The organism is Variovorax sp. 679 (assembly GCF_003952185.1).
GTDB lineage: Bacteria > Pseudomonadota > Gammaproteobacteria > Burkholderiales > Burkholderiaceae_C > Variovorax.
Genome location: NZ_RXFS01000002.1, coordinates 176,944 through 200,792 on the forward strand (window position 1 = coordinate 176,944; position 23,849 = coordinate 200,792).

Genomic DNA, 23,849 nt, shown 5'->3' on the forward strand with positions numbered 1-23,849 from the left:
CGCTGCCGTTCAGTGCCAGACGCCGGCAGGCGCCGGGCCAGGCACGCGCAGCAGCCTGTCGTCGCCGACCTCGAGCAGCCGGTTGGCTGCATAGCTGTTCTGCGAATCGGGCTCGAGCGCCGCGCTGACCAGCGGCGACAGCGGCTGCGCCAGCGACACGTAGAAGGCGCCCGGCTGCACGACCGCACGGCCGTGGCGCAAGCGCACGCGGAAGGAGCGGATCGCCTCGCCGTCCTCGATGGCACCGCGCGCGTCCTGCCGCTGGCCGTCGGCCTGCGAGAGGATTTCGTAGCGTTCCACCGACCACGGCGCCGCGCTGTCGATGCGCTCCACGCGCACGCCCAGCATCTGCAGGCGCTGCACGGCCACGGTTTCGCTGGCCGCGAGCAGATAGCCGCAAGGACGCGGACGGGCATTGGCAACCTTGAGCGGCTCGGCGGAGCGCCAGTCGACGTCGATGGCCTTGTCTTCGCCGGTCTTCGCATCGAGGAAATCGAGCCGCTGCTTCGTCGGCGTCTGCCAGGCCTCGACCACCAGGTCGCCGCGGCACGCATCGGCCTTCGCGCGCTGGCCGGCCTGCGCGGTGAGCTGCATCAGCGCCGGCCCCTGCTTCGCGGCCGTCTCGATGACGGTACTGGCGGCCAGCACCTGCGTATGCACGCGGCGCGCGAAATGCGCGCGCCCGAGCCCCACGCCGCGCACTTCGAGCAGCAGGCTCACGGCCTGGTGCAGTGCGCTCACGTTGCGGCCGGTGTCGGGCTGCACACCACCCATCGACACGGTGCGGTCTTCCGACTTGCCGCCGGAGGTGGTGTGGTACTTGAAGCCCTGCAGCCCCGCCTGCACGAACGCGGCCTGGATGGCATCGACGTAGTCGCGCTGCGCGCTCGCCGCGATGGCCGGGTCGAGGTTGCCGACGGTGGCGGGCTGCAGCAGGCCGTCGTACTTCATGACCGCACCGAACTTCTCGATCCAGCGTCCACCGACGGTGAACTCGTGCAGGTCGAGCACCACCTGCGGCTTGTAGAACAGCGTGGCGGCCGCGAGCATGCGCGCTTCGGGCGTGCGCAGCAGCAGGTGGTCGCGGTTCACGTCGATGCCGTTGGCCGTGACGCGGGTGAAGCGATCGGCGCCATCGGGGTTGCCGCGCGGCACCAGCACGAGGTTCACCTTCTTCAGCAGCGCGGAGCCCGGCTCGCTGGCGAACTTCTGTGCGAGCGCCAGCACCGCCTCGCCGCCGGCCGGCTCGTTGCCGTGCTGCTGGCCGATCACCATCACGGTGGGGCGGGCGGGATCGATGCGGCCCTGCTCGGCCAGCACCACCAGCGGCATCTCGCGCCCCTGCTGCGACAGGCCCAGGCGCTCGACGCGCACGTTCGGCGACTGGCGCGCGAGATCGCTCAGGAAGGCCTGCACTTCGGCGTGCGAGGGAAAGTCGGTGCGCCCGTCGCGAAAGCCCGGCGTGGCATAGCTCACCGGCGGATCGGGAAAACGCGCAGCAATGGCGGGCGGCTCGACCCACACCTTGGCGGGATCGAACTGGGCCAGGGCCGAGGCGGCCGGCAGCAGGGCCAGGCCGGAGACGCACAGGAGGCGGAAAGAGGGGGTGCGCAGCATGGCGCGCATTTTCCTCCCGCGCGGCCCGCGGCAGATTCAGGTGTCGTTCAGATGCAAGCTCGAGAGCGGGCGAGCAGCAAAGCGCGCTCGCGGGTGTTGCGCGTGAGCGTCGCAGCGCGGTCGAACTCCCTGCGCGCCTCGTCGCGGCGGCCCAGCTTGAAGAGCAGGTCGCCGCGTACGGTCGGCAGCAGGTGGTAGCCCTTGAGCGAGGGCTCGTCCAGCAGCGCATCGACCACCTCCAGCCCCGCCGCCGGCCCGAAGGCCATCGACAGCGCCACCGCGCGGTTCAGCTCGACGATGGGCGACGGCGTGAGCTCGGCCAGCGCGTCGTAGAGCGCGGCGATGCGGCCCCAGTCGGTTTCGTCGGCGGTGCGCGCGCGGCCGTGGCAGGCTGCAATGGCGGCCTGCAGTGCATAGGGGCCGAGCGCGCCGCCCAGCGATTCGGCGCGCGCGAGCGCCGCGAGGCCGCGGCGGATCAGCATCTGGTCCCAGCGCGCGCGGTTCTGTTCGAGCAGCAGCACCGGCTCGCCCGAAGGCCCCATGCGCGCGGCGGTGCGCGAGGCCTGGATTTCCATCAGCGCCACCAGCCCGTGCACCTCCGCTTCCTTCGGCACCAGCTCGGCCACGATGCGGCCCAGGCGCAGCGCTTCCTCGCAGAGCCCGGGGCGCATCCAGTCGTCGCCGGCGGTGGCCGAGTAGCCTTCGTTGAAGACCAGGTAGATCACTTCCAGCACCGAGGCAAGCCGTGCTTCGAGCTCATGCCGGCGCGGCACCTCGAAGGGCACGCGCGCCTCGGCCAGCGTGCGCTTGGCGCGCACGATGCGCTGCGCGACCGTGGCCTCGGGCACGAGGAAGGCGCGTGCGATCTCGTCGGTGGTGAGGCCGCCCATCACCCGCAGCGTGAGCGCCACGCGGGCCTCGGTCGACAGCACCGGGTGGCAGGCGGTGAACACCAGCCGCAGCAGGTCGTCGCCGATGTCGTCGTCCAGCGCGGCATCGACCGCTTCGGCGAAATCGTCCTGCGCCATCTCGTGCTGCGCGTCGATCTCACGGCCGATCTCGCCGGCCTTGTGCTCGGCCAGCTGCAGATGGCGCAGGCGGTCGAGCGCGCGGCGCTTGGCCACGGCCGTGAGCCAGGCCGCGGGGTTGTCGGGCACGCCGGATTCGCTCCACTGCTCGAGGGCCGAGACCAGCGCGTCCTGGGCCAACTCTTCGGCCAGGCCCACGTCGCGCACCATGCGTGCGACGGTGGCGATGATCTTCGCGGACTCGATGCGCCACACCGCCTCGATGGTGCGGTGGATGGCTGCAGTGTCCACGCGGCCCTCGCCGTGGCTCATGAATCCGTCTTCTTCACCGTCTGCATCGAGGTGAATTCGCCGGCCACCGCCTGCACATCGGCCGGGAAGTCGTCCATCTCCTGGATCTGGCGCACCTCGATGACCTCGTTGTCGCCGCCGGGGCAGCGGCTGGCCCATTCGATGGCGGCGGCGCGCGAAGGCACGTCGATGATCCAGAAGCCGCCGAGCACTTCCTTCGCCTCGGCGAAGGGGCCGTCGACGACCTTGGGCTTGCGGCCCTTGAAGCTCACGCGGGCGCCCATCGAGGGCGGGTGCAGGCCATCGCAGCTGATCAGCACGCCGGCTTTCTGCAGCGACTCGTTGTAGGCCATCATGGCCGACACCGCCTCGACGTCGTCGGGGATGGTGCCGGGCGCGGCGGTCTCGTAGCCGTGGGGAATCATCAGCAGCATGAATCGCATGGTGTCTCTCCTTCGGTCTGGTTGTGAGCGATCGGGCTTCAGCCGCCGGCCTTGGTGCGGGCCTCGGTCTCGGCGCGCAGGCGGTCTTCCTGGGCGAGCAGCTCGGGCGTCATGGAGTCGCCGAAGTCGGTGGCCTCGAACACCTGGCGGATCTCGATCTCGCCTTCCTGGAAGGGGCTGCGCTTGATCCATTCGATGGCTTCTTCCTTCGACTTGACCTGGAACAGCCAGAAGCCAGCCAGCAGCTCCTTGGTTTCGGCGAAGGGGCCGTCGATGACGGTGCGCTTGGTCGGGCCCTCGCAGCGCACGCGCACACCTTTGGAACTGGGGTGCAGGCCCTCGCCCGCCAGCAGCACGCCGGCCTTGACCAGCTCCTCGTTGAACTTGCCCATGGCGGTGAGTATTTCGGTACTGGGCATCACGCCGGCTTCGGAATCGGCGTTGGCCTTGACCAGAATCATGAATCGCATGTCGTTTCTCCTGAAGGTTGATGGTGGTGAAGCGGCTTCGGAATCTGCCTGCTCCTGTTCACACGTCGGGCGAGCGAAAGCCGGATCGACACGGTCGCATCGATCCATTTGTAATTTTGTGTTTCAGAAACTGAGGCTTCAGGGCAGGTAGCCGCAGAAACGCAGCACATGGCCATCCGGCTCCCGGATCGCGAATTCGCGCAGGCCCCAGGGCTGGGAGACCGGCGGCTCGACGACCGTCACGCCGCGCTTCACGTAGGCCGCGTGCAGGCCGTCGATGTCCTTGCCCACGTGGATCACGATTTCGCCGCGCCAGGGCTTCGCCTCGCGCGCGTTGCACTGCCACAGCCTCAGGTAGACCGGGTCGCCGTAGCTGCGGTCGCCCTTCTTCACCCGGGCGTAGCTGGGCGGCTCGCCGGCGATGAAATCGAGCTCGAAACCCAGCACGTCGCGAAACCACCGCGCGGCGCGCGTGACGTCCGATACCGGCAGCACGGGCTGCACGCCGTGGAATTCATGCAGGGTGCCCAGGTCGGGCGCCGGGCTCACGCCGGCCTGGGTGGTCATTTCATTCAGCTGGCCATGCGGCGCAGCGTGGCGACGCGCTCGGCGATCGCGTCGATGTCGAGGGCGTCCTCGGCCTTCGCCAGGTAGGTTTCGAGGTCGCGCACGGCCTGCGCCGTGTTGCCCTGCTCGGCGTGCGCGATGCCGCGGTCGCGATACTCGCCCCAGGCGCTGGGCAGCAGGGCGATCAGGCGGTCCTGCACGGCGATGACGCGCTGCCAGTCTTCCTGAGCGTGGTGCACTTCCTTCAGGTTGCGCAGCATGCGGGCAATGATTTCGCGCGAACTGGCGGGCTGCAGGTACAGGCCCAGCGGCACGTCGAAGTCGCCGACCAGGCCGTTGCTGCGCTTGTAAGGTTCGAGCCGCTCGCCCAGCTCCTCGCGCGAGAGCGACTTGCCGGTGAACGGGTCGATCACCACCTGCCCCTTCGGCAGCGTGACCTTGAGCATGAAATGCCCCGGAAACCCGATGCCGCGCGCCTGCAGGCCCAGGCCCTGGGCCAGTTCCATCCAGAGCACGGCCAGCGAGATCGGAATGCCGCGGCGGGTGCGCAGCACGGCGTTCAGGTAGCTGTTGTCGGGGTCGTAGTAGTCGTTGACGTTGCCGCCGAAGTTCAGGTCGTTGAAGAAGAACTGGTTCAGGGCACGGAGGCGGGCCAGCGGGGCGGCATCGGCCGGCAGACGGCGCCTGAGGCGGGCCAGGAGCTGGTCGACGTCGCCCAGCACCTGCTGCACGTCGAGATCGGGGTATTCGTCCTGCGCCAGGCTGGCGGCGGCTTCGAGCAGCGGAAACTGATCGTCGCTGCGGACCAGCGATTCGAAATACTCCAGTGCGGTGGGAACCTGAAAGCTGAACGTCATGTGGCTTTGTAGAGGAGCAATTCGGGAGCGTCAAGGCAGGGCACACGCGTATTGCGCACGCGCCACCACCGCCCCGGTGCGGGCCTTCAGCGGCGGATGAAGCTGCGCAGCCGCACGCCGACCGCCGCCAGTACGCCGAAGTAGAGCAGCGCCGAACCGGCGATCAGCGCGGCGAGCAGGCCGATGCGCAGCAGCCGCTGCTCGCGCAGTGCCACCCAGTCGAAATGCGCCGAGCCCCAGACCAGCAGGCCCGCGAGCACCGCCGTGCCGACGATCACCTGCAGCGCGAACTTGCCCCAGCCCGGCTCGGGCTTGTAGCTGCCGCGGCGAATCAGGCCGGCCAGCAGCCAGCCCGAATTGACCAGCGCCCCGATGGCGATGGTCAGCGTGAGCGCCGCGTGCTGCAGCACGGGCACCAGAAAGACGTTGAGGATCTGCGTCAGCACCAGAACGCCCACGGCGATGAGCATCGGCGTGCGCGTGTCGTGCTTGGCGTAGTAGCCAGGCGCGAGCACTTTCACGGCCACGATGCCGACGAGGCCGACGCCATAGCCCATCAGCGCCAGGGTGGTGCGGCCCACGTCCTCGCCGGTGTAGGCGCCGTTGTGGAAGAGCACCGCCACCAGCGGCTTCGCGAAGAGCAGCAAGGCGATGGCGCAAGGCGCCGAAAGCAGCACCACGAGGCGAAGGCCCCAGTCGAGCAGCGAGGAATAGCGCGCATCGTCCTTGGCGGCACGGGCGCCGGCCAGCTGCGGCATCAGCACCACGCCGAGCGCGACGCCGAGCATGGCGGTGGGGAACTCCATCAGCCGGTCGGCATTGGTGATCCAGGTCACGCTGCCCACCGCAAGGTGCGAGGCGATCTGCGTGTTGATGAGCAGCGAGATCTGCGCCACGCTCACCCCCAGCAGCGCGGGGAGCATCAGCTTGAGCACCTTGCGCGTGTTCGGGTCGGTCCACGCGGTGCGCAGCGCCCGCAGGCTCGCGCCGACACGCGGCAACAGCCCGAGCTTGCGCAGCGCCGGGATCTGCAGGGCCAGTTGCAGCACGCCCCCCACCAGCACGCCCACGCACTGCGCGTAGATCGGCTCGATGCCCCAATGCCTGAAAAGCGGTGCGCCGACCAGGATCGACAGGATCAGCGCCACGTTGAGCAGCACCGGCGACGCCGCCGGCACCGCGAACTTGCGCCAGGTGTTGAGAATGCCGCCTGCCAGCGCCACCAGCGACATGAAGCCGATGTACGGGAACATCCAGCGTGTCATGACCACGGCGGCTTCGAAGCCGGGCAGCCCGCTCGCCATGGCCCAGACCATCAGCGGCGCGCCGACCACGCCGGCCACGCAGACGATCACCAGCGTCCAGGTGAGCAGCGTGGCGACATGGTCGATCAGCTGCCGGGCGCCCTCCTCGCCCGCTTCGGTCTTGCGCGCGGCCAGCACCGGCACGAAGGCCTGGCTGAAGGCGCCTTCGCCGAAGACGCGCCGGAACAGGTTCGGAATGCGGAATGCGACGTTGAAGGCGTCGGTCAGCGCGCTGACGCCGAAAACCGAGGCGAAAAGCACGTCGCGCACAAGGCCCGTGATCCGCGAAGCGAGAGTCAGCAGGGAGACGGTGGAGGCGGATTTGAGCAGGGACACGGGGGCCGAGTGTAGGGCCCGCCGGAGTGCCGAAACGGGCCGATTCAGGCGCGAATTGGGCGAAATGGCCAACCCGGCCTATAATGGAGGGCTTTGCTGCATCATCCTCAGACACCTAAGGAACATTAAACATGGCATCCGCCAAGCCCAAGAAGAAGAACCCGCGCCTCGCCTCCGGCCGTAAGCGCGTCCGCCAGGACACCAAGCTCAACGCTGCGAACACCTCGCTGCGCTCCAAATACCGTACCGCTGTCAAGAACGTCGAAAAGGCTGTTCTGGCTGGCGACAAGACCAAGGCAAGCGAACTGTTCGCGAAGGCCCAGAGCATCGTCGACACCGTCGCCGACAAGGGCATCTTCCACAAGAACAAGGCAGCCCGCGACAAGAGCCGCCTGTCGGCCAAGGTCAAGGCCCTCGCCCTGGCGCCTGCAAAGGCCGCCGCCTGACACCTGTCAGGCAAGCCCGGACCGGAATCCTCCGGTTCGCCGTTTGATCGGGGTGCGCTGCAGCAAAGTGAAAAAACCGCCTTCGGGCGGTTTTTTCATGCCCGTTCGTTTCGTGAACCCGGGCATCAGGCCCGTCAGGCAAGGAGAAGAGGCAAAGAAAAAGGCCTGTCAGGCCTTCTTGGGAGGGATGGGTGCGTCGGGCACCAGGCAGGCTTCGGCTACCTGCAGGTCGTTGTCCCTGGCGAAGTTCACGCAGAAATCCCAGGCCATCGGCTCGGCATCGCGCAGCGCGCGGTTCACGACCACGCACTTCACGCCGTTGATGGTCGTCGGAATGCACCAGGGCGAATAGCTCAGGTGGCTGCCCGGATAGGCGCCACCGGGGCGGAAGGAGCACATCACGCCGGCCAGACGCTCGGCCCAATCGCTGGGGCGAAAGGTCCGTCCATCCTTGGTGATGCCCTGGATGAAGATTTCTTTGGCTGTGGGGGAAATCATCGTTGAATGAGGCGACCGGAGCAGGTGCTGCGGTGCAGCAAGCGATTCTATCCGCGCCCCTTTTTGCATCCTGAACATGGGGCATTGCTGTAATGCGGAATCCTCAACGAAGCCGTCAAAACGCACGCCTAGAATCCGCGTTCCCTATCTGGAGAACCCGAATGAGCGCTACCGCCCAGCCCACCTCGCCCCACGTCATGAACACCTACGGTCGCCTGCCGATCGCACTGTCGCACGGTCAGGGCTGCCGAGTCTGGGACACCGCGGGCAAGGCCTACATCGACGGCCTCGGCGGCATCGCCGTGAACACGCTGGGCCACAACCACCCCGAGCTGGTGCCCGCCCTGCAGGACCAGCTGACCAAGCTGATCCACAGCTCCAACTACTACCACGTGACCGGCCAGGAACAGCTCGCCGCCAAGCTGACCGAGATTTCCGGCCTCACCAACGCGTTCTTCTGCTGTACCGGCCTCGAAGCCAACGAAGCCGCCCTGAAGCTGGCGCGCAAGTACGGCCACGACAAAGGCATCGAGCGCCCCGAGATCGTCGTCTACGAAGCCGCCTTCCACGGCCGCAGCATCGCCACCCTCTCGGCCACCGGCAACCCCAAGGTGCAGGCCGGCTTCGGCCCGCTGGTCGAGGGCTTCATCCGCGTGCCGCTGAACGACATCGAGGCGCTGAAGAAGGCCACCGAAGGCAACCCGAACGTGGTCGCCGTGTTCTTCGAAACCATCCAGGGCGAAGGCGGCATCAACCCGATGCGCTGGGAATACCTCAAGCAGGTGCGCCAGCTGTGCGACGAGCGCGACTGGCTCATGATGATCGACGAAGTGCAGTGCGGCATGGGCCGCACCGGCAAGTGGTTCGCCCACCAGTGGGCGGGCATCAAGCCCGACGTGATGCCGCTGGCCAAGGGCCTGGGCTCGGGCGTGCCGATCGGCGCCGTGGTGGCAGGCCCCAAGGCCGCCAACATCTTCGGCCCGGGCAACCACGGCACCACCTTCGGCGGCAACCCGCTCGCCATGCGCGCCGGCGTCGAAACCATCCGCATCATGGAAGAGCACAAGCTGCTCGACAACGCCGCCACGGTGGGCGCCCACCTGAAGGCCGCGCTGGAGCGCGAGCTCGGCGGCCTGCCCGGCGTGAAGGAAATCCGCGGCCAGGGCCTGATGCTCGGCATCGAGCTCGACCGTCCCTGCGGCGTGATCCTGAACCGCGCCTGCGATGCCGGCCTGCTGCTGAGCGTCACGGCCGACAAGGTGATCCGCCTCGTGCCGCCGCTCATCCTGAGCATTGCCGAGGCCGACGAGATCGTCGCCATCCTCGCGCCCATCGTCAAAGCCTTCCTGTCGGAGCCTGCACCCCAATGACGACCGCCACCGCGAACACCATCCGGCACTACCTGCAGTTCGCCGACTTCACGGCCGACGAGTACGCCTACCTCTTCGATCGCATGGCGATCATCAAGAAGAAGTTCAAGACCTACGAGAAGCACCAGCCCCTGGTCGACCGCACGCTGGCGATGATCTTCGAGAAGGCCAGCACGCGCACCCGCGTGAGCTTCGAGGCCGGCATGTACCAGCTGGGCGGCAGCGTGGTGCACCTGACCACCGGCGACAGCCAGCTCGGCCGCGCCGAGCCCATCGAGGACAGCGCCAAGGTCATCAGCCGCATGGTCGACCTGGTGATGATCCGCACCTACGAGCAGACCAAGATCGACGCCTTCGCCGCGCACTCGCGCGTGCCCGTCATCAACGGCCTGACCAATGAGTTCCACCCCTGCCAGATCCTGGCGGACATCTTCACCTACATCGAGCACCGCGGCTCCATCCAGGGCAAGACGGTGGCGTGGGTGGGCGACGGCAACAACATGGCCAACACCTGGCTGCAGGCGGCCGAGATCCTGGGCTTCACGGTGCACGTGAGCACGCCCAGCGGCTACGAGGTGGACCAGTCGATCGCCGGCATCCGCTCGGGCGACAGCTACAAGGTCTTCAAAGACCCGATGGAAGCCTGTCGCGGCGCCGACTTGGTCACCACCGACGTCTGGACCAGCATGGGCTACGAGGCCGAGAACGAGGCCCGCCGCAAGGCCTTCGCCGACTGGTGCGTCGACGAGGACATGATGCGCATCGCCCAGCCCGGCGCGCTGTTCATGCACTGCCTCCCCGCCCATCGCGGCGAGGAAGTGCAGGCCGAGGTCATCGACGGGCCGCAGTCGGTGGTATGGGACGAAGCAGAGAACCGCCTGCACGCGCAGAAGGCGCTGATGGAGTTCCTGCTCCTGGGCAAGTTATAGGCACTCCCCCAGGCTCCGCGCACTTCGTGTCGCTTCGCCACCCCCCTCGCCGGGGGCAACACCAGCGGCCCGGCAAAGCCGGTTCCGCGGTGTTCCTGGAACAGATCGTCAACAAAGCATCGCAATGAATGATTGCCAGCAATGCGGCGCCTGCTGCGCCAGCTACCGCGTCGATTTCAGCGTGCATGAACTCGACGACAACGGCGGCAAGGTGCCTTCGGGCCTCGCCGTCGACGTGAACGACGCCATCTGCCGCATGCGCGGTACCGACCACACGCCCCCGCGCTGCGCCGCGCTCACCGGAAAGATCGGCCAGTCCGTGGGCTGCGGCATCTACGAATGGCGTCCCAACCCATGCCACGAGCTGCAGGCCGGCAGCGACGCCTGCGAGCGGGCGCGGGCCCGGCACGGACTGCCGGCGCTCTCCTCGCTGCACTGAAACGCCCGCGGTTCAACTTGTCACATTGGGTGTTGGAAATAACCGACACCACGACCTCTCGCCCGGCGCTACCTTCGCGCCATGCGTTCACAGCAACCTCGCCCACGAATCTGGGACATCTCGCCGCCAGTGCATGAAGGCGCGCCGGTCTTTCCCGGCGACACGCCCTACCAGCAGCGCTGGGCCGCGACCATTTCGCCGGGCTGCCCGGTCAATGTCAGCGAGATCAAGCTCTCGCCCCACGTCGGCGCGCACGCCGATGCCCCGCTGCACTACGACCCCGAAGGCCAGACCATCGGCGACGTCGACCTCACACCCTTCCTCGGCCCCTGCCGCGTGATCCACGCGATAGCCAAGGGTCCGCTGGTCGAGTGGGACCACATCGCCCACGCCGTCGACAGCACCCTGCCCCCGCGCGTGCTGGTTCGCACCTACGCCACCATGCCGGTCGACCGCTGGGATCCGGAGCTTGCCGCCTACGCCCCCGCCACCGTCGAACGCCTCGCCGCCATGGGCGTGAAGCTCATCGGCATCGACACCGCCAGCATCGACCCGGCCGACAGCAAGACGCTGGAAAGCCACCAACGAATCCGCCGCCTCGACATGCGCGTGCTCGAGAACCTCGTGCTCGACGACGTGCCCGAGGGCGACTACGAACTCATCGCGCTGCCGCTCAAGCTGGTCAGCGCCGATGCCTCCCCCGTTCGCGCCGTGCTGCGCGATCTTCCCCGCTGAAACCTCCACCATGACGACTCTTGCAGATTGCCGCGCGCTAGACGCGCAAGACCCGCTGCGCGCCTTGCGCGACCAATTCACGATTCCCGAAGACGTTCTGTATCTCGACGGCAACTCGCTCGGCGTGATGCCCAAAGCCGCTCCGACGCGCATCGCCGAAGTCGTGACGAAGGAATGGGGCGAAGGCCTCATCCGCTCGTGGAACACCGCGAGCTGGTTCGACCTGCCGCAGCGCCTGGGCGACAAGGTGGCCCGCCTGATCGGCGCCGCGCCCGGCGAAGTGGTGTGCACCGACAGCACTTCGGTGAACCTCTACAAGGTGCTGTTCGCAGCGCTCTCGCAGCAGAAGGACAGCGGCCGCAAGCTGGTCATCAGCGAACGCAGCAACTTCCCGACCGACCTCTACATCGCCGAGTCGCTGTGCCGCGAGCGCGGCTTCACGCTGAAGCTGATCGACGCGAGCGAATTGCCCGGCGTGCTGACCAATGAGGTGGCCGTGCTGATGCTCACGCACGTCAACTACCGCACCGGCGCCATGCACGACATGAAGGCCGTCACCGCCGCAGCACATGCGGTTGGCGCGCTCACCGTGTGGGACCTCGCGCACAGCGCGGGCGCGGTGCCCGTGGCGCTCAACGAAAGCAACGCCGACTACGCGATCGGCTGCGGCTACAAGTACCTGAACGGCGGCCCCGGCGCGCCGGCCTTCGCATGGGTGCACACCAAGCACGCGAGCCAGTTCGAACAGCCGCTGTCCGGCTGGTGGGGCCACGCGGCGCCCTTCGAGTTCACGCCGCATTACCGCCCCGCCCCGGGCGTGGGCCGCTATCTGTGCGGCACGCAGCCGATCATCGCGCTGGCTGGTCTGGAATGCGGTCTCGACACCGTGCTCGCGGCCGAAGCCTTCAACGGCGGCAATGGCGCGATGTCCGCGCTGCGCACCAAGTCGCTCGCGCTCACCGACCTCTTCATCAAGCTGGTCGAAGAGCGTTGCGCGGGCCAGGGCCTTTCGCTCGTCACGCCGCGCGACCATGCGCTGCGCGGCTCGCAGGTCTGCCTCAGCCGCGAAGAAGGTGCCTACGCCATCGTGCAGGCGCTGATCGCGCGCGGCGTGATCGGCGACTACCGCGCCGGCGACTCGCAGATGCCCGACATCCTGCGCTTCGGCTTCACGCCGCTGTACATCGGCTTCGAGGACGTGTGGAACTCGGTCGAGCACCTCGTGCAGGTGCTCGAAACCGGTGATTGGCGACGCCCTGAATTCAACCGCAAGAACGCAGTGACATGAGCGCCGACAAGAGCCCCGCTACAAGCCCCGAGAACATCGTTCACGAAGAGAAGGCGCAGCTGGACTTCAGCAAGTCCATGAGCTACGGCGACTACCTGCACCTCGACGAGATCCTCAACGCCCAGCATCCGCTTTCGCCCGCGCACGACGAGATGCTCTTCATCGTGCAGCACCAGACCAGCGAGCTCTGGATGAAGCTGATGCTGCACGAGCTGCACGCCGCCATCTCCTGCATCGCCGAAGAGAAACTGCCCGACGCCTTCAAGATGCTCGCGCGCGTGAGCCGCATCATGGAGCAGCTGGTGAACGCATGGACCGTGCTCTCGACCATGACCCCGCCCGAATACACGGCGATGCGCCCCTACCTCGCCAACTCCAGCGGCTTCCAGAGCGCGCAGTACCGCTGCATCGAGTTCGCGCTGGGCAACAAGAACGCCGCCATGCTCAAGCCGCACGCGCACCGCGCCGACCTGCTGGCGCAGGTCGATGCGGCCTATCGCGCGCCATCGCTGTACGACGAGTCGCTGCGCCTCTTGGCGCGCCATGGCCTGCCCGTACCTGCAGACCGGCTGGAGCGTGACTGGACCCAGCCTTATGAGCCGAGCGACGGCGTCGAGGCGGCATGGCTCACGGTCTACCGCAACCCGCACGAATACTGGGACCTGTACCAGCTCGGCGAAAAGCTCACCGACCTCGAAGACGCCTTCCGCCTCTGGCGCTTTCGCCATGTGACGACCGTCGAGCGCGTGATCGGCTTCAAGCGCGGCACCGGCGGCACGGGCGGCGTGAGCTACCTGCGCAAGATGCTCGACGTGGTGCTGTTCCCCGAGATCTGGAAGCTGCGCACCGACCTGTAGCCGGCGAAGCCGGCTCCTACAATCCGCCCGGCACCGGCACTTCAAGACTCGACAAGGCTTTGCGATTCGTCGCCCGGTCTTGTGCTGCGGGGGAACCCCGTGGTGGATGGATGGCTACACATTCCGGCGCGTGAGCCCGACTGCGCTGCCGCGCAGCCCAGCTAGCGCATCACCGGCTGGTTGAAGGGCCGGTTGCCACCCATCTTCACCGGCTTCGCGGCCTGCATTCATTCATGACGCGTGAACTGAGCTACAGGGAGTGGATCGCACGCAGCCTCGCAAGGGCCTTGCTCGCCGATGCGAGGCAGCCCGGCGGCACAGCACCGGGCGCCTTGCGCGCACGGGCCGCCGCCACGCTGGGTGCCGATTCGCCCTGGCTGAAGCCGCTGGCCGAAGCACTCGGCAACCGCTCGCAGGCCACGTGGCAGCGCACCGACCTGGCCGCGCTGGCGAAGGCGATCCACGACATGCCCGAGCTGGACGCAGCCTTCGAGCAGAACGAGCAGCCGCGCGTGCGGCGCATCATCCTGCGGCCCGCGCAGATGCTTCCGCGCCCGATGGGGCTGGACCATTTCGCGCTGCCCAGCATCCCCACGCAGGTCGACCTCGCTCGATGGCTTGAGCTGGACGCGGATCGGCTGGAGTGGCTCACATCGCCGGCACAGGCCTTTCGCGCGCACGCCGACCCACGCGTCGAGCCCGCATCACACTACCGCTACCAGCTTCAGCCCAAGCGCCTCGGCGGCCTTCGCCTGCTCGAGATTCCGAAGGCCGACCTGAAGCGCGCGCAGCGCCGCATCCTCGACGACCTGCTACGGCCCGTGCCCGTGCACGAAGCGGCGCACGGCTTCGTGCAGGGCCGGTCAGTCGCGAGCCACGCGGCCGCGCATGCCGGCAAGGAGGTCGTGATCGGCTTCGACCTGCGCGACTTCTTCCCCGGCGTTCGCGCCTCGCGCGTGCACGCCACATGGCGCACGCTCGGTTATCCCGAAGGCGTGGCGCGCGCCCTCACCGCGCTGTGCACGCACCGCACCGACGCCGCGGTGATCGAACGCCTGCGCGACGACGGCGGGCTCGACTGGATGGGCGCCAAGCGCCTCGCCGCGCCGCATCTGCCCCAGGGCTCGCCCTGCTCGCCCGCGCTGGCCAATCTCTGCGCCTTCCGGCTCGACCTGCGGCTCGAAGGTCTCGCGTGGGTCTTCGGCGCCACCTACACACGCTATGCCGACGATCTCGTGTTCTCCGGGCCGGCCTCGCTGCGTGCGCAGTTCACCGCCCTGCGCGCATGGGTCGACGGCATTGCGGCCGACGAAGGTTTCGAGCTGCACCCGCGCAAGCTGCGCTGCATGCCGCAGCATCGCCAGCAGCGCGTGACCGGTGTGGTCGTCAACGACAAGGCCAACGCACCGCGCGAAGATTTCGACCGGCTCAAGGCCGTGCTGCATCGCTGCGCGATGGACGGCCCCGCCAGCCAGAACCGCGCGAAGGTGGACGACTTTCGCGGCCATCTGCTGGGCCACATCGCGTGGATCGGCCAGTTCAACCCCACGCGCAAGGCCCGGCTGATGAGGCTCTTCGAACGCATCGACTGGACGGGTACCACACAAACGCCCTCATGAATCTGGGGTGGCCCGGATTGCTCCGCGAGCGCAAAGCGCTACATTTTTGAAAACAACGGAGGCCCAGCCATGAACGACATCCGGTTCACACCCGACGAGCTCTCCACCCTGCGCGAACACGGCATCGTGCTGTTCGCCGACCGCGTGATCTTCGACGCGCAGCCGCCGATGCCACGCCAGCAGATCGATGCCGTGCAGGCCGTGTGCGCAGGCCCCGTTCCCGAAGCGCTGGTCGAGCTGTGGCAGCTGACGGCGGGCGGACGGCTCGACTACGACCTCTCGCTCGAGATGAACGGCAACCTCGAGGGCATCAGCTGGAACGAGCTGTTCTGGGACGGCAGCGACGGCTACCACGACCTGCAGGGCTGGATCGAGCACGAGCAGGAACTGGCGCAGGAAGCCGCCGAGGAAAGCGGCACGCCCTGGGGCGGCAAGCTCTCGCACCTTCCCTTCGGCGGCTTCGAGTACACCGACCGCATCTACGCGGTGGTCGAGCCCGGCGCCGGGCACGGGCAGATCGTCGCGTGGAAGAAGGGCCTGCCGCCGGCCTGGACGCACGCACTGCACGAGGACAGCGTGAACACCGTCGCGCCAGACCTGCGCGGCGCCTTCGCGGCGCTGCGCCTGGACGAAGACCCGCTGGCCCCCACGAGCGACTATTTCTCAGGCCAGACGCTGCTGGGCTATCTCGACGACCGGCACGAGGACCACGGGCTCGACCTCGACCTGATGGACAAGCTGGTGACCTTCTATTGCCGCGCCGTGGTCGACTGGCGCACGCCGCTGGCCGAAGGCACGCTGCGCCACCAGCCGCAGCTCGCGCGCGTGGCCCTGCGGCATGCGATCGGCACCGACGATGCCGGGCTGGTGGCCGAGCTGGCCGCCGCGGGCGTGGGCTTCGACGGGCCGCACCAGGGCAGCGCGCTGGCAACCGACGTTGCGGTGAGCCACGGCGCCTTCGCCGCCGCAGCAGCACTGGTGCGCGCGGGCGCGCCGGTGGCGGCCGACGCCCTGCGCAACATCGACGGGCAGATCGCGCCCGAACTCACGAGCGCCCTTCTGGCCAACGGCGCGGAGCCCAACGTGGCAGCCATCGTCAAGTGCGCGGCATGCGGCGCACCCGCGAGCGCACACCTGATCGCGGACGCCTGCGCGAAGGCGGGCATCGACGTGGCGCCGGCGTTCGTCGCCGAGCGCGACGCGATGCTGCTCGACCTGGAGAACTCGCTGGCGAAGATGCAGGACGGGAAGTACGGCCACTACCTGGGGCAGGAAGGGCTCGCGGAACGCATCGAGCACTTGCAGACGTTCAGACTGTAGACCGCCCCCAGGCTTCGCGCACTTCGTGTCGCTTCGCCTTCCCCCTCGCCGGGGGCAACACCGGTGGCCCGGCGAAGCCGGTTCCACGGTGTTTCTGGCGTTGGTGCCCGTTCCACGGGCACCGATGCGCATCTCAGCCGCCGTACAGCCAGGGCTGATCGAGCAGCTTCGTGCCCAGCAGGCGCATCGCCATATCGCGGCCCAGTCGCACTGCGCCGGTGGCGTGGAAGATCTCGCCATTGCGGCGGGCGCGCGCCTGCACCTGCGCGTTGCGCGCCCAGCGCGCCTCGGCATAACGCGCGAAGGCGGCGGGGACATTCGCAGCGCTGCCATCGCCAAGCGCATCGGCCAGCGCCACCGAGTCCTCGATGGCCATGCCGGCGCCCTGCGCGAGGTACGGCACCATCGGATGCGCCGCATCGCCCACCAGCGCGACGCGCTCGTGCGCCATGTCGGCCGGGCCGGTCATGGGTGCGCGGTCGCCGAGCGACCAGGCGCGCCAGCCGGGCATCGCATCGAGCAGTGATTGCAGGCCGACGCAGCTGCGGCCCATGGCCTGCTTCAGGGCGGCGATGCTGCTGGACTGGTCCCAGTCGCGCGCGTCGCCGGCCGGGGCCGATTCGGCGATCACCACCACGTTGAGCCAGCCGCCGCCTCGCACCGGGTACGCCACCGCGTGCAGGCGCGGGCCGAGCCAGACATCGACACGGCTGCGGCGCAACGCGGCGGGCACGCGCGACTGCTCGACCAGCGCGCGCCATGCCGTGTGGCCGGTGACGCGCGGGGACTGTGCGGCGGAAGCGCAATCCAGCTGCCGCCGCACCAGGCTCCAGAGGCCGTCGGCCCCGACGACGGCTTCGCCTTCCCAGGCGCGCGCGTCGGTGCTCGACAGGCAGACGAGGTCGTCGCTGGTTTCCACCTGCCTGATATGTGCGCCGGTCACCAGCGCGCCGGTGCCACGCGCGCGCACGGCATCGAGCAGCAGGCCGTGCAGGTCGGCACGATGAACACAGAAATAGGGGGCGCCGTAGCGCTGCTGCATGGCGTCGGCCAGCGGCATGCGGGCCAGCTCGGAGCCGCTTTCGGCGCTGTGCACCACCAGCGCCTCGGGCCGCGCCGCGATGGCCGCGAGTCCGGGGCCGAGGTCCAGTTGCTGAAGTCGCCGCGTGGCATTGGGACCGAGCTGCACGCCGGCGCCGATCTCGCCGAAGACGGCCGCCTGCTCGAAGACGTCGACCCGATGGCGATGCCTGGAAAGCGCCAGCGCGGTGGCCAGCCCCCCGATGCCGCCCCCGGCGACGAGGATGTGCGCGGGCATCGGACTCAGCGGCCGTGCGTGGACGGGCTGGGGCTGATAGCCTGGTCGGCTTGCGATTGTTTGAGGGATGTCTTGGGAGCGCAGCTCCCGCAGCTGTCGCACGAGCCGCAGCCCGATGTCTTGGCCAGCGAGGTGGCGAGTTCCTTGGCGCGCTCTTCGTCGACCCAGCCCGCGCGATGCGTGCCGGCCGCGAGCTTCTGCGCGGCACCGCGGCGCCAGCCTGCGGGCATCCAGCGCCAGACCGCATAGAACGCGGCGGCCGCGACGATCAATCCGACGATCAGTTGCTGTGCCATTTCTTCTTCAAACCTTTCAGCGTCAGCGGGCGGTTTTACCCTGCCCCGAGTGCCACTGCAACGTGGTAGGTGATGAAGCAGGCCATGTAGGCCAGCGCGAAGAGGTAGGCCGCCATGATCCAGACGTACTTCCACGAGCCGGTTTCGCGCTTCACCGCTGCCAGCGTCGAGATGCACTGTGGCGCGAACACGTACCAGACCAGCAGCGACAGCGCGGTGGCCAGCGTCCAGCTGCCGGCAATGAGCGGCTCCAGCGCGCCCGCCACGTCGTCTCCGGTGGCGGAGAGCGCGTACACCGTGCCGAGCGCCCCCACGGCTACTTCGCGCGCGGCCATGCCCGGCACCAGCGCGATCGAGATCTGCCAGTTGAAGCCGATGGGCGCGAAGATGTGCTCCAGCCCTCGGCCGATCATGCCGGCCAGGCTGTACTGGATGGCAGGGCCGGTCGCGCCCTCGGGCGGCGACGGGAAGGTCGACAGGAACCACAGCAGGATCGTCAGCGTCAGGATGATCGTGCCCACGCGCTGGATGAAGATCCAGGCGCGCTCGTACAGGCCCAGCGCCAGGTTGCGCAGGTTGGGCCAGCGGTAGGCCGGCAGCTCCATCAGCAGCGGCGAGTGCTGCGCGTTGTCGCGGAAGCGCTTCATGACCCAGGCCACGGCCATCGCCGAGACGATGCCGAACACGTAGAGCCCGAACAGCACCACGCCCTGCAGGTTGAAGATGCCGCCCACGGTGCGCGCCGGAATGAAGGCCGCGATGAGCAGCGCATACACCGGCAGCCGCGCCGAGCAGGTCATGAGCGGCGCGATCATGATCGTCGTGATGCGGTCGCGCCAGTTGCTGATCGTGCGGGTGGCCATCACGCCCGGAATGGCGCAGGCGAAGCTGGAGAGCAGCGGAATGAACGAGCGGCCCGACAGCCCCACGGTGCCCATCACGCGGTCGAGCAGGAAGGCCGCGCGCGGCAGGTAGCCCGAGTCTTCCAGCGCGAGGATGAAGAGGAAAAGAATCAGGATCTGCGGCAGGAAGACGATCACGCCGCCCACGCCGGCGATCACGCCGTCGACCAGCAGGCTCTGCAGCATGCCCTCGGGCATGTAGGTCTTCAGCAGGTTGCCCAGCCCCTCGGTACCGGCCTTGATGGCGTCCATCGGCACGTTGGCCCAGCTGAACACGGCCTGGAACATCAGGAACATGGTGACGGCCAGCACCAGCATGCCCCACACGGGATGCAGCACCACGCGGTCGATGCGGTCGCTGGTGGCGAGGCTGCCGACCGGCTCCTTCACCGCGAGGCCGAGGATGCGGCGCACCTCGCGCTGCGTGGCCAGCACATCGTCGAGGCCCGGCGCCTGCCAGGGCTGCGGCGTGGCGGCGGCCACGGGCGTGTCGAGCGCTTGGAGCAGGCCCTGCGCGCCGCCGGTGTGCACGCCGACGGTCTCGATGACCGGCACGCCCAGCTCGCGCGAGAGCACGGCCGTGTCGACCGCGATGCCCTGCTTCTTCGCCATGTCGGCCATGTTGAGCGCCACCACCATCGGCAGGCCGAGGCGCTTGGCCTCGAGCACCAGACGCAGGTTCAGGCGCAGGTTGGTGGCGTCGGTGACGCACACCAGCAGGTCGGGCAGGGCTTCCTTGCTCTGGCCGGTGACGATGTCGCGCGTGACGGCTTCGTCGGCGCTCAGCGCATTCAGGCTGTAGGCGCCCGGCAGGTCGAGAACGAAGACGCGCCGGCCCGACGGGGTGCGCAGCGTGCCTTCCTTGCGCTCGACGGTCACGCCGGCGTAGTTGGCCACCTTCTGGCGGCTGCCGGTGAGCAGGTTGAACAGCGCGGTCTTGCCGCAGTTGGGGTTGCCCAGCAGGGCGACACGGCCCGGCTGTGCGGTGGGCGCGAGGCGACCCGGGCCTTGGACGACGGCTTCAACCATGGTTCGCGGCTCCCGGCGTGACGTGGATCAGCGCTGCCTCGTGGCGGCGCAGCGCGAAGGTGGTGTGGCCCAGGCGCACGGCCAAGGGCTCGCGACCCGGCAGGCCGCTGGCGACGATGCGCACGGCCTCGCCCGGCACGAAGCCGATTTCGGTGAGGCGCAGCACGAGCTCGCGGTCGTCGGCGCTCTCGGGGCGCGCCACGTCGAGCACGGTGGCCCACTGGTTGTTGGGAAGCTGGTCAAGCCGCAGGGCCGCTACGGCGGTTGCGGCCGGCGCTGTTCCGAAATCGTTGGTTCGCACGGTGGGGGCGGAGGCGCCCTGAATATCGGACGCGTCTGTAAGCAAAACCCAGATGCTAGCAATTCTCACTCGCGTAAACCTGACTACCCCCTCAAAAAAGGAGGCTGCAAGGCCAGAAACACCGAGGAACCGGCTTTGCCGGGCCTCAGGTGTTGCCCCCGGAAGGGGGTTGGCACAGCGACACGAAGTGCGCGAAGCCTGGGGGAGAGCCTAGTTCAGCCCGAGCATGCCGCGCAGCTTCGACAGGTCTTCGGCCAGCGTGTTGACCCGCCCGGCCAGCAGCTTGCGGTCGCGCTCGCTCAGCTTCGAGTAGGTTTCAAAGCCGCCGTCGGCCGTCCTGTACTTGGCCAGCGTGTCGAACACCACCTTGAAATTGGCCTCGGCCTTGTCCGAGAAGGCCTTGTTTTCCTTCACCACCAACGGGCGCAGCAGCTCGACGATCTTGTAGGCGCCCTCGAAGTTGGACTGGAAGTCCCACAGGTCGGTGTGGCTGTAGCGGTTTTCCTCGCCCGAGATCTTGGTGGCGGCCACTTCCTCCATCAGTACCGCGGCGCCGCCCACCACCTTCTCTGGCGGGAAGGTCAGCGCGCCCAGTCGCTTCTGCAGTTCGAGCACGTTCGCCAGCAGCTTGTCGGCCACGGGGGCGAGTTCCTTGGTGCTCTTCTGCACCCACAGGCCGTACTCGATGCGATGGAAGCCGCCGAAGTCCGGATCCTTCTCGGCCTTCTCGTGGTCGTCGGCGCGCGAGTCGATCGCCTTGTCGAGGTCATTGAACAACTCGGCCACCGGCTCGATGCGCTCATAGCTCGTGCGCGTGGACGGATAGAGCTTCTTCGCCTTCTCGATGTCGCCGGCCTTCACCGCGGCGGTGAAGGCGCGCGTGTCCGCTGCCAGCTTGCGCACGTTCTCGGCGACGTAGATCTTGTAGTCGGAGATCGGTCCGACCAGTTCGAGCGGCGACACGGCGGCCTGCGCGCCCGCGGCGTAGAGCCCGGCGAAGCCTGCGACGAAAGTGGCGAGGAAGTGGCGGCGGAACTGCACGGTCATGGATCTCCTTGTTCTGGGCAGTGATGAAAAAACTTGCGGCCTTCAGGCGGACATCAGCCCGCGCCCCAGCCAGTCGCGCTCGTCCCGCACGCCCGGCAGCGTGAAGAAGAAGCCGCCGCCGATGGGCTTGATGTATTCCTCGAGCGGTTCGCCGTCGAGGCGCGTCTGCACGGCGATGAAGCCGTTCTCGAGATTGGCCTGGTAGCAGATGAACAGCAGCCCCATCTCGAGCTGGCCCGACCTGGTGACGCCGTTCGAGTAGTTGAAGGGCCGGCGCAGCATCAGGTTCTTGTCCGAAGCCTTGGTGCGCGGGTTCGCGAGGCGGATGTGCGCGTCCATCGGCGTGGCCTTGCCTTCCGGATCTTTCGCGTAGTCGGGCACGTCGTGCTCCGTCTTGCCGCCGTCCATCGGCGCGCCGGTGGGCTTCAGCCGGCCCATGATGGCCTCCTGCTCCTGCAGCGGCGTGCGGTCCCAGCGCTCGACGAAGTTGCGGATGATGCGCACCGCCTGGTAGCTGCCGCCCACGGTCCAGGCCGGCTCGTCGCTGCCGGGCGGCACCCAGACGATGCTGTCCATCAGTTTGTCGTCGGCCGAGTCGGGGTTGGCCGAGCCGTCCCTGAAACCGAGGAAGTTGCGCGCGCTCTCGGCCGGCTTGCCGGGCACCGCCGGGATCGGCGGCACGGAGCCTTCCTGCTTCCAGTGCAGCACCAGCAGGTCGGGCGTGTTCTTGATGATGTCGCGCAGCGCGTGGATGTTGGTGTCCGGCGTGTTGGCGCAGAACTGGATCGACAGGTCGCCGTGGCACAGCGCCGCGTCGAGCGCGTCGTTGGGGTGGCGCTGCATCTGGTTCAGCCGCAGCGGCTTCTTCTTCGCGAGGCCGAAGCGCTCGTCGAAGAGCGAGGTGCCGACGGACACCGTCACGGTCAGCCCGTCGGGCTGCACCACCGGGCCGAGGATGCCGGAGCCCGCCGGCGGCAGCTTGGGGTCGGGGTCGGTCTGCGGGCCACCCTGCGTGAGGAAGGCGATGCGCTCGGTGAGCGTGCGGAACAGGCGCTCCAGGTCGGCGCGGTTCTCGGCCAGCACGTAGAACGACGCGATCATGCCGGCCGTCGGGCGCGGCGTGACGATGCCGGCCTGGTGCCTGCCGAGGAAGGGCACGCGGTCCTGTGTGTGGGTGCTCTGCGGCGCGTCGGTCACCTGCGCGCCGCTGTCCGGCGTGGCGGGTGCAGCGGCAGCGTGGGCCGAGGTGGCGGCGAGGCCTGCGAAGGCGACGCCTGCCGCGCCAAGCATGCGGCGGCGGTGCGGGGAAACGGGTTCGTTCGACTTGTCCATGGTGCTGCTGTCTCTCAACTCATTCCAGCCCGAGCGCCGCGTTCACCTTGCCGAGCTCCTCGGCCAGCGCTCGCACTGTTTCGGCCAATGCCTTTCTCTGCGCCTCGTCGAGCGGCGCGGGCTTGAAGCCGTCGCCTTCGCGGTACGGCGCCAGCGCGGTATCGAGGGCCGCGAAGCGTTCGTCGACGCTCTTCTGCAGCGCGGGCGCTGCCTTCACGAGCAGCGGCTGCAGCAGGTCGGCAATCTTCTTCGTGCCTTCGTAGCTGCCTTGCAGGTTCGCAGCCTCGGCGTGGCCGTAGTGGTCCTCGCCGCCGGCCGGCAGGTTGTCGGCCACGCGGCGCAGCAGCTTCGAGGCCGAACCGGCGAGCCGCTCGGGCGGCACGTTCAGGCCGCGCAGTCGTTCCTTCAGCACGCCGATGTCGGCGATCAGCTTGTCGGCCACGGGCGCGACGCTCTTCAGGTCGTTCTGGCTGTACAGCGCGTACTCGATGCGGTGGAAGCCGCTGAAGCCCGGGTCGGCCTCGCGCCTCTCGAAATAGTCGGCACGCGCGTTGATGCGGGTGTCGAGGTCGGCGAACAGCTCGGCCATCGGCTCGATGCGCTTGTAGGCCTTGTGCGCCGGCACGTAGAGCGCCCTCGCCTGCTGCAGGTCGCCGGCCTTGATGGCGTCGGCCAGCGCGCGCACCGCGTCGTCGAGCGAGCCGGCCTCGAGCCGCAGGAAGGTCTGGTACTCGGCCAGCGCGCCCACGTAGTTGACCAGCGAAGGCCGCGCGGCCTCGGCGTCCGATGCGGCCGAAGGCGTCACGCGCAGCTTGCCGCGCGGGTTGCTCAGCAGCCCGCAGGTGATGGTGAATTCGCCCGGCTGCAGCTTGACCGTCATGGTCTGCGAGAAGCCCGGCGCGATGTTCTCGCGCTCCTCCACCACCATCACGCCGTCGAGAATTTCCCACTCGAGCGCGCGGTTCGACTTGTTGACGATGGTGAAGGTCGTGCGCCCCGCCGGCACCGTGATCTCGTTGGGCTCGCAGGCATTGCCCTGGATGGTGACGGTGACGGCGTTGTCGGCCGCCTTGGCCGGCGCTTTCTTCGCCTCGGTCGAGGCGTACCAGAAGGCAGCGAGGCCGGCGACCACCAGCAGCGCCGACGCGGCAACCGCCACGCGCATCAGGTTCGAGGAAGCGGCTTTGGGTTCGGGAGAGGAAGAAGACAT

The 23,849-nt window shown here is 68.4% G+C and carries 24 protein-coding genes; 9 read left to right on the top strand and 15 right to left on the bottom strand.

The annotated features are described in order from the left end of the window. Positions 1-9: 9 nt before the first annotated feature. The 7 genes from EJO71_RS04815 to murJ form a co-directional block, all read right to left on the bottom strand. Positions 10-1,617, bottom strand: a complete 1,608-nt coding sequence (locus tag EJO71_RS04815) for a M14 family metallocarboxypeptidase (RefSeq protein ID WP_164546768.1) — start codon at positions 1,615-1,617, stop codon at positions 10-12. Between the two features lie 47 nt (positions 1,618-1,664). Then, positions 1,665-2,957 carry an RNA polymerase sigma factor gene (locus EJO71_RS04820; protein ID WP_125947887.1) on the bottom strand — a complete coding sequence of 431 codons (1,293 nt, stop codon included), beginning with the start codon at positions 2,955-2,957 and terminating at the stop codon, positions 1,665-1,667. After that, positions 2,954-3,379 (bottom strand): YciI family protein, encoded by a 426-nt coding sequence (locus EJO71_RS04825; RefSeq protein ID WP_093307031.1) that lies wholly within the window; start codon positions 3,377-3,379, stop codon positions 2,954-2,956. Before EJO71_RS04825 ends, EJO71_RS04820 begins: the two co-directional genes overlap by 4 nt. A gap of 38 nt (positions 3,380-3,417) precedes the next feature. Next, complete coding sequence (locus tag EJO71_RS04830; RefSeq protein WP_125947886.1) at positions 3,418-3,849, bottom strand: YciI family protein; 432 nt, start codon at positions 3,847-3,849, stop codon at positions 3,418-3,420. A gap of 138 nt (positions 3,850-3,987) precedes the next feature. After that, positions 3,988-4,416: a VOC family protein gene (locus EJO71_RS04835; RefSeq protein ID WP_125947885.1), complete on the bottom strand. Its 429-nt coding sequence runs from the start codon at positions 4,414-4,416 to the stop codon at positions 3,988-3,990. 5 nt (positions 4,417-4,421) lie between these two features. Further along, positions 4,422-5,273, bottom strand: coding sequence for a tetratricopeptide repeat protein (locus EJO71_RS04840; RefSeq protein ID WP_125947884.1), 852 nt, complete (start codon positions 5,271-5,273; stop codon positions 4,422-4,424). Positions 5,274-5,359: 86 nt separating this feature from the next. Continuing rightward, positions 5,360-6,913: a murein biosynthesis integral membrane protein MurJ gene (murJ, locus tag EJO71_RS04845; RefSeq protein ID WP_125947883.1), complete on the bottom strand. Its 1,554-nt coding sequence runs from the start codon at positions 6,911-6,913 to the stop codon at positions 5,360-5,362. A gap of 131 nt (positions 6,914-7,044) precedes the next feature. On the opposite strand from murJ, the gene rpsT reads away from it, so the two are divergent. Further along, positions 7,045-7,359 (top strand): 30S ribosomal protein S20, encoded by a 315-nt coding sequence (gene rpsT, locus EJO71_RS04850; RefSeq protein WP_125947882.1) that lies wholly within the window; start codon positions 7,045-7,047, stop codon positions 7,357-7,359. 168 nt (positions 7,360-7,527) lie between these two features. Here the strand turns inward: rpsT and EJO71_RS04855 are convergent, their stop codons facing one another. Continuing rightward, complete coding sequence (locus EJO71_RS04855; protein ID WP_093124243.1) at positions 7,528-7,857, bottom strand: DUF3579 domain-containing protein; 330 nt, start codon at positions 7,855-7,857, stop codon at positions 7,528-7,530. A gap of 161 nt (positions 7,858-8,018) precedes the next feature. On the opposite strand from EJO71_RS04855, the gene EJO71_RS04860 reads away from it, so the two are divergent. The 8 genes from EJO71_RS04860 (at position 8,019) to EJO71_RS04900 (ending at position 16,414) form a co-directional block, all read left to right on the top strand. Then, positions 8,019-9,227, top strand: a complete 1,209-nt coding sequence (locus tag EJO71_RS04860; protein WP_125947881.1) for an aspartate aminotransferase family protein — start codon at positions 8,019-8,021, stop codon at positions 9,225-9,227. After that, positions 9,224-10,156 (top strand): ornithine carbamoyltransferase, encoded by a 933-nt coding sequence (argF, locus tag EJO71_RS04865; protein WP_125947880.1) that lies wholly within the window; start codon positions 9,224-9,226, stop codon positions 10,154-10,156. Before EJO71_RS04860 ends, argF begins: the two co-directional genes overlap by 4 nt. 124 nt (positions 10,157-10,280) lie before the next feature. Continuing rightward, entirely contained in the window at positions 10,281-10,595 is a 315-nt protein-coding gene (locus EJO71_RS04875; protein WP_125947878.1) for a YkgJ family cysteine cluster protein, read from the top strand. 81 nt (positions 10,596-10,676) lie between these two features. Continuing rightward, positions 10,677-11,330 (top strand): arylformamidase, encoded by a 654-nt coding sequence (gene kynB, locus EJO71_RS04880; RefSeq protein ID WP_125947877.1) that lies wholly within the window; start codon positions 10,677-10,679, stop codon positions 11,328-11,330. A gap of 10 nt (positions 11,331-11,340) precedes the next feature. Continuing rightward, on the top strand, positions 11,341-12,618 hold the full coding sequence (kynU, locus tag EJO71_RS04885; protein ID WP_125947876.1) for a kynureninase: 1,278 nt from the start codon (positions 11,341-11,343) through the stop codon (positions 12,616-12,618). Then, positions 12,615-13,475 (top strand): tryptophan 2,3-dioxygenase, encoded by an 861-nt coding sequence (kynA, locus tag EJO71_RS04890; protein ID WP_125947875.1) that lies wholly within the window; start codon positions 12,615-12,617, stop codon positions 13,473-13,475. The genes kynU and kynA overlap by 4 nt, the downstream gene beginning before the upstream one ends. A 233-nt stretch (positions 13,476-13,708) precedes the next feature. Next, positions 13,709-15,094: a reverse transcriptase family protein gene (locus EJO71_RS04895; protein ID WP_125947874.1), complete on the top strand. Its 1,386-nt coding sequence runs from the start codon at positions 13,709-13,711 to the stop codon at positions 15,092-15,094. Between the two features lie 69 nt (positions 15,095-15,163). Next, positions 15,164-16,414, top strand: coding sequence for an SMI1/KNR4 family protein (locus tag EJO71_RS04900; protein ID WP_125947873.1), 1,251 nt, complete (start codon positions 15,164-15,166; stop codon positions 16,412-16,414). Between the two features lie 133 nt (positions 16,415-16,547). On the opposite strand, the gene EJO71_RS04910 is transcribed toward EJO71_RS04900, so the two are convergent. The 7 genes from EJO71_RS04910 to efeO (EJO71_RS04940) all read right to left on the bottom strand — a co-directional run bounded on the left by EJO71_RS04910 (position 16,548) and on the right by efeO (EJO71_RS04940) (position 23,849). Then, positions 16,548-17,732, bottom strand: coding sequence for an FAD-dependent monooxygenase (locus EJO71_RS04910; protein WP_125947872.1), 1,185 nt, complete (start codon positions 17,730-17,732; stop codon positions 16,548-16,550). 5 nt (positions 17,733-17,737) lie between these two features. Next, a complete protein-coding gene (locus EJO71_RS04915) occupies positions 17,738-18,028 on the bottom strand; it encodes a DUF6587 family protein (protein ID WP_125947871.1) in 291 nt (96 codons plus the stop codon). Positions 18,029-18,063: 35 nt separating this feature from the next. Then, positions 18,064-19,959, bottom strand: a complete 1,896-nt coding sequence (locus EJO71_RS04920) for a ferrous iron transporter B (RefSeq protein WP_125947870.1) — start codon at positions 19,957-19,959, stop codon at positions 18,064-18,066. Continuing rightward, on the bottom strand, positions 19,952-20,260 hold the full coding sequence (locus tag EJO71_RS04925) for a FeoA family protein (protein WP_125947869.1): 309 nt from the start codon (positions 20,258-20,260) through the stop codon (positions 19,952-19,954). The genes EJO71_RS04920 and EJO71_RS04925 overlap by 8 nt, the downstream gene beginning before the upstream one ends. Positions 20,261-20,470: 210 nt before the next feature. Continuing rightward, positions 20,471-21,307: an iron uptake system protein EfeO gene (gene efeO, locus EJO71_RS04930; protein ID WP_125947868.1), complete on the bottom strand. Its 837-nt coding sequence runs from the start codon at positions 21,305-21,307 to the stop codon at positions 20,471-20,473. 42 nt (positions 21,308-21,349) lie between these two features. Continuing rightward, the gene (gene efeB, locus EJO71_RS04935) at positions 21,350-22,639 is read right to left on the bottom strand and encodes an iron uptake transporter deferrochelatase/peroxidase subunit (RefSeq protein WP_125947867.1); all 1,290 of its coding nucleotides are present in this window, start codon (positions 22,637-22,639) and stop codon (positions 21,350-21,352) included. Between the two features lie 19 nt (positions 22,640-22,658). Next, positions 22,659-23,849: an iron uptake system protein EfeO gene (gene efeO, locus EJO71_RS04940; RefSeq protein WP_125947866.1), complete on the bottom strand. Its 1,191-nt coding sequence runs from the start codon at positions 23,847-23,849 to the stop codon at positions 22,659-22,661.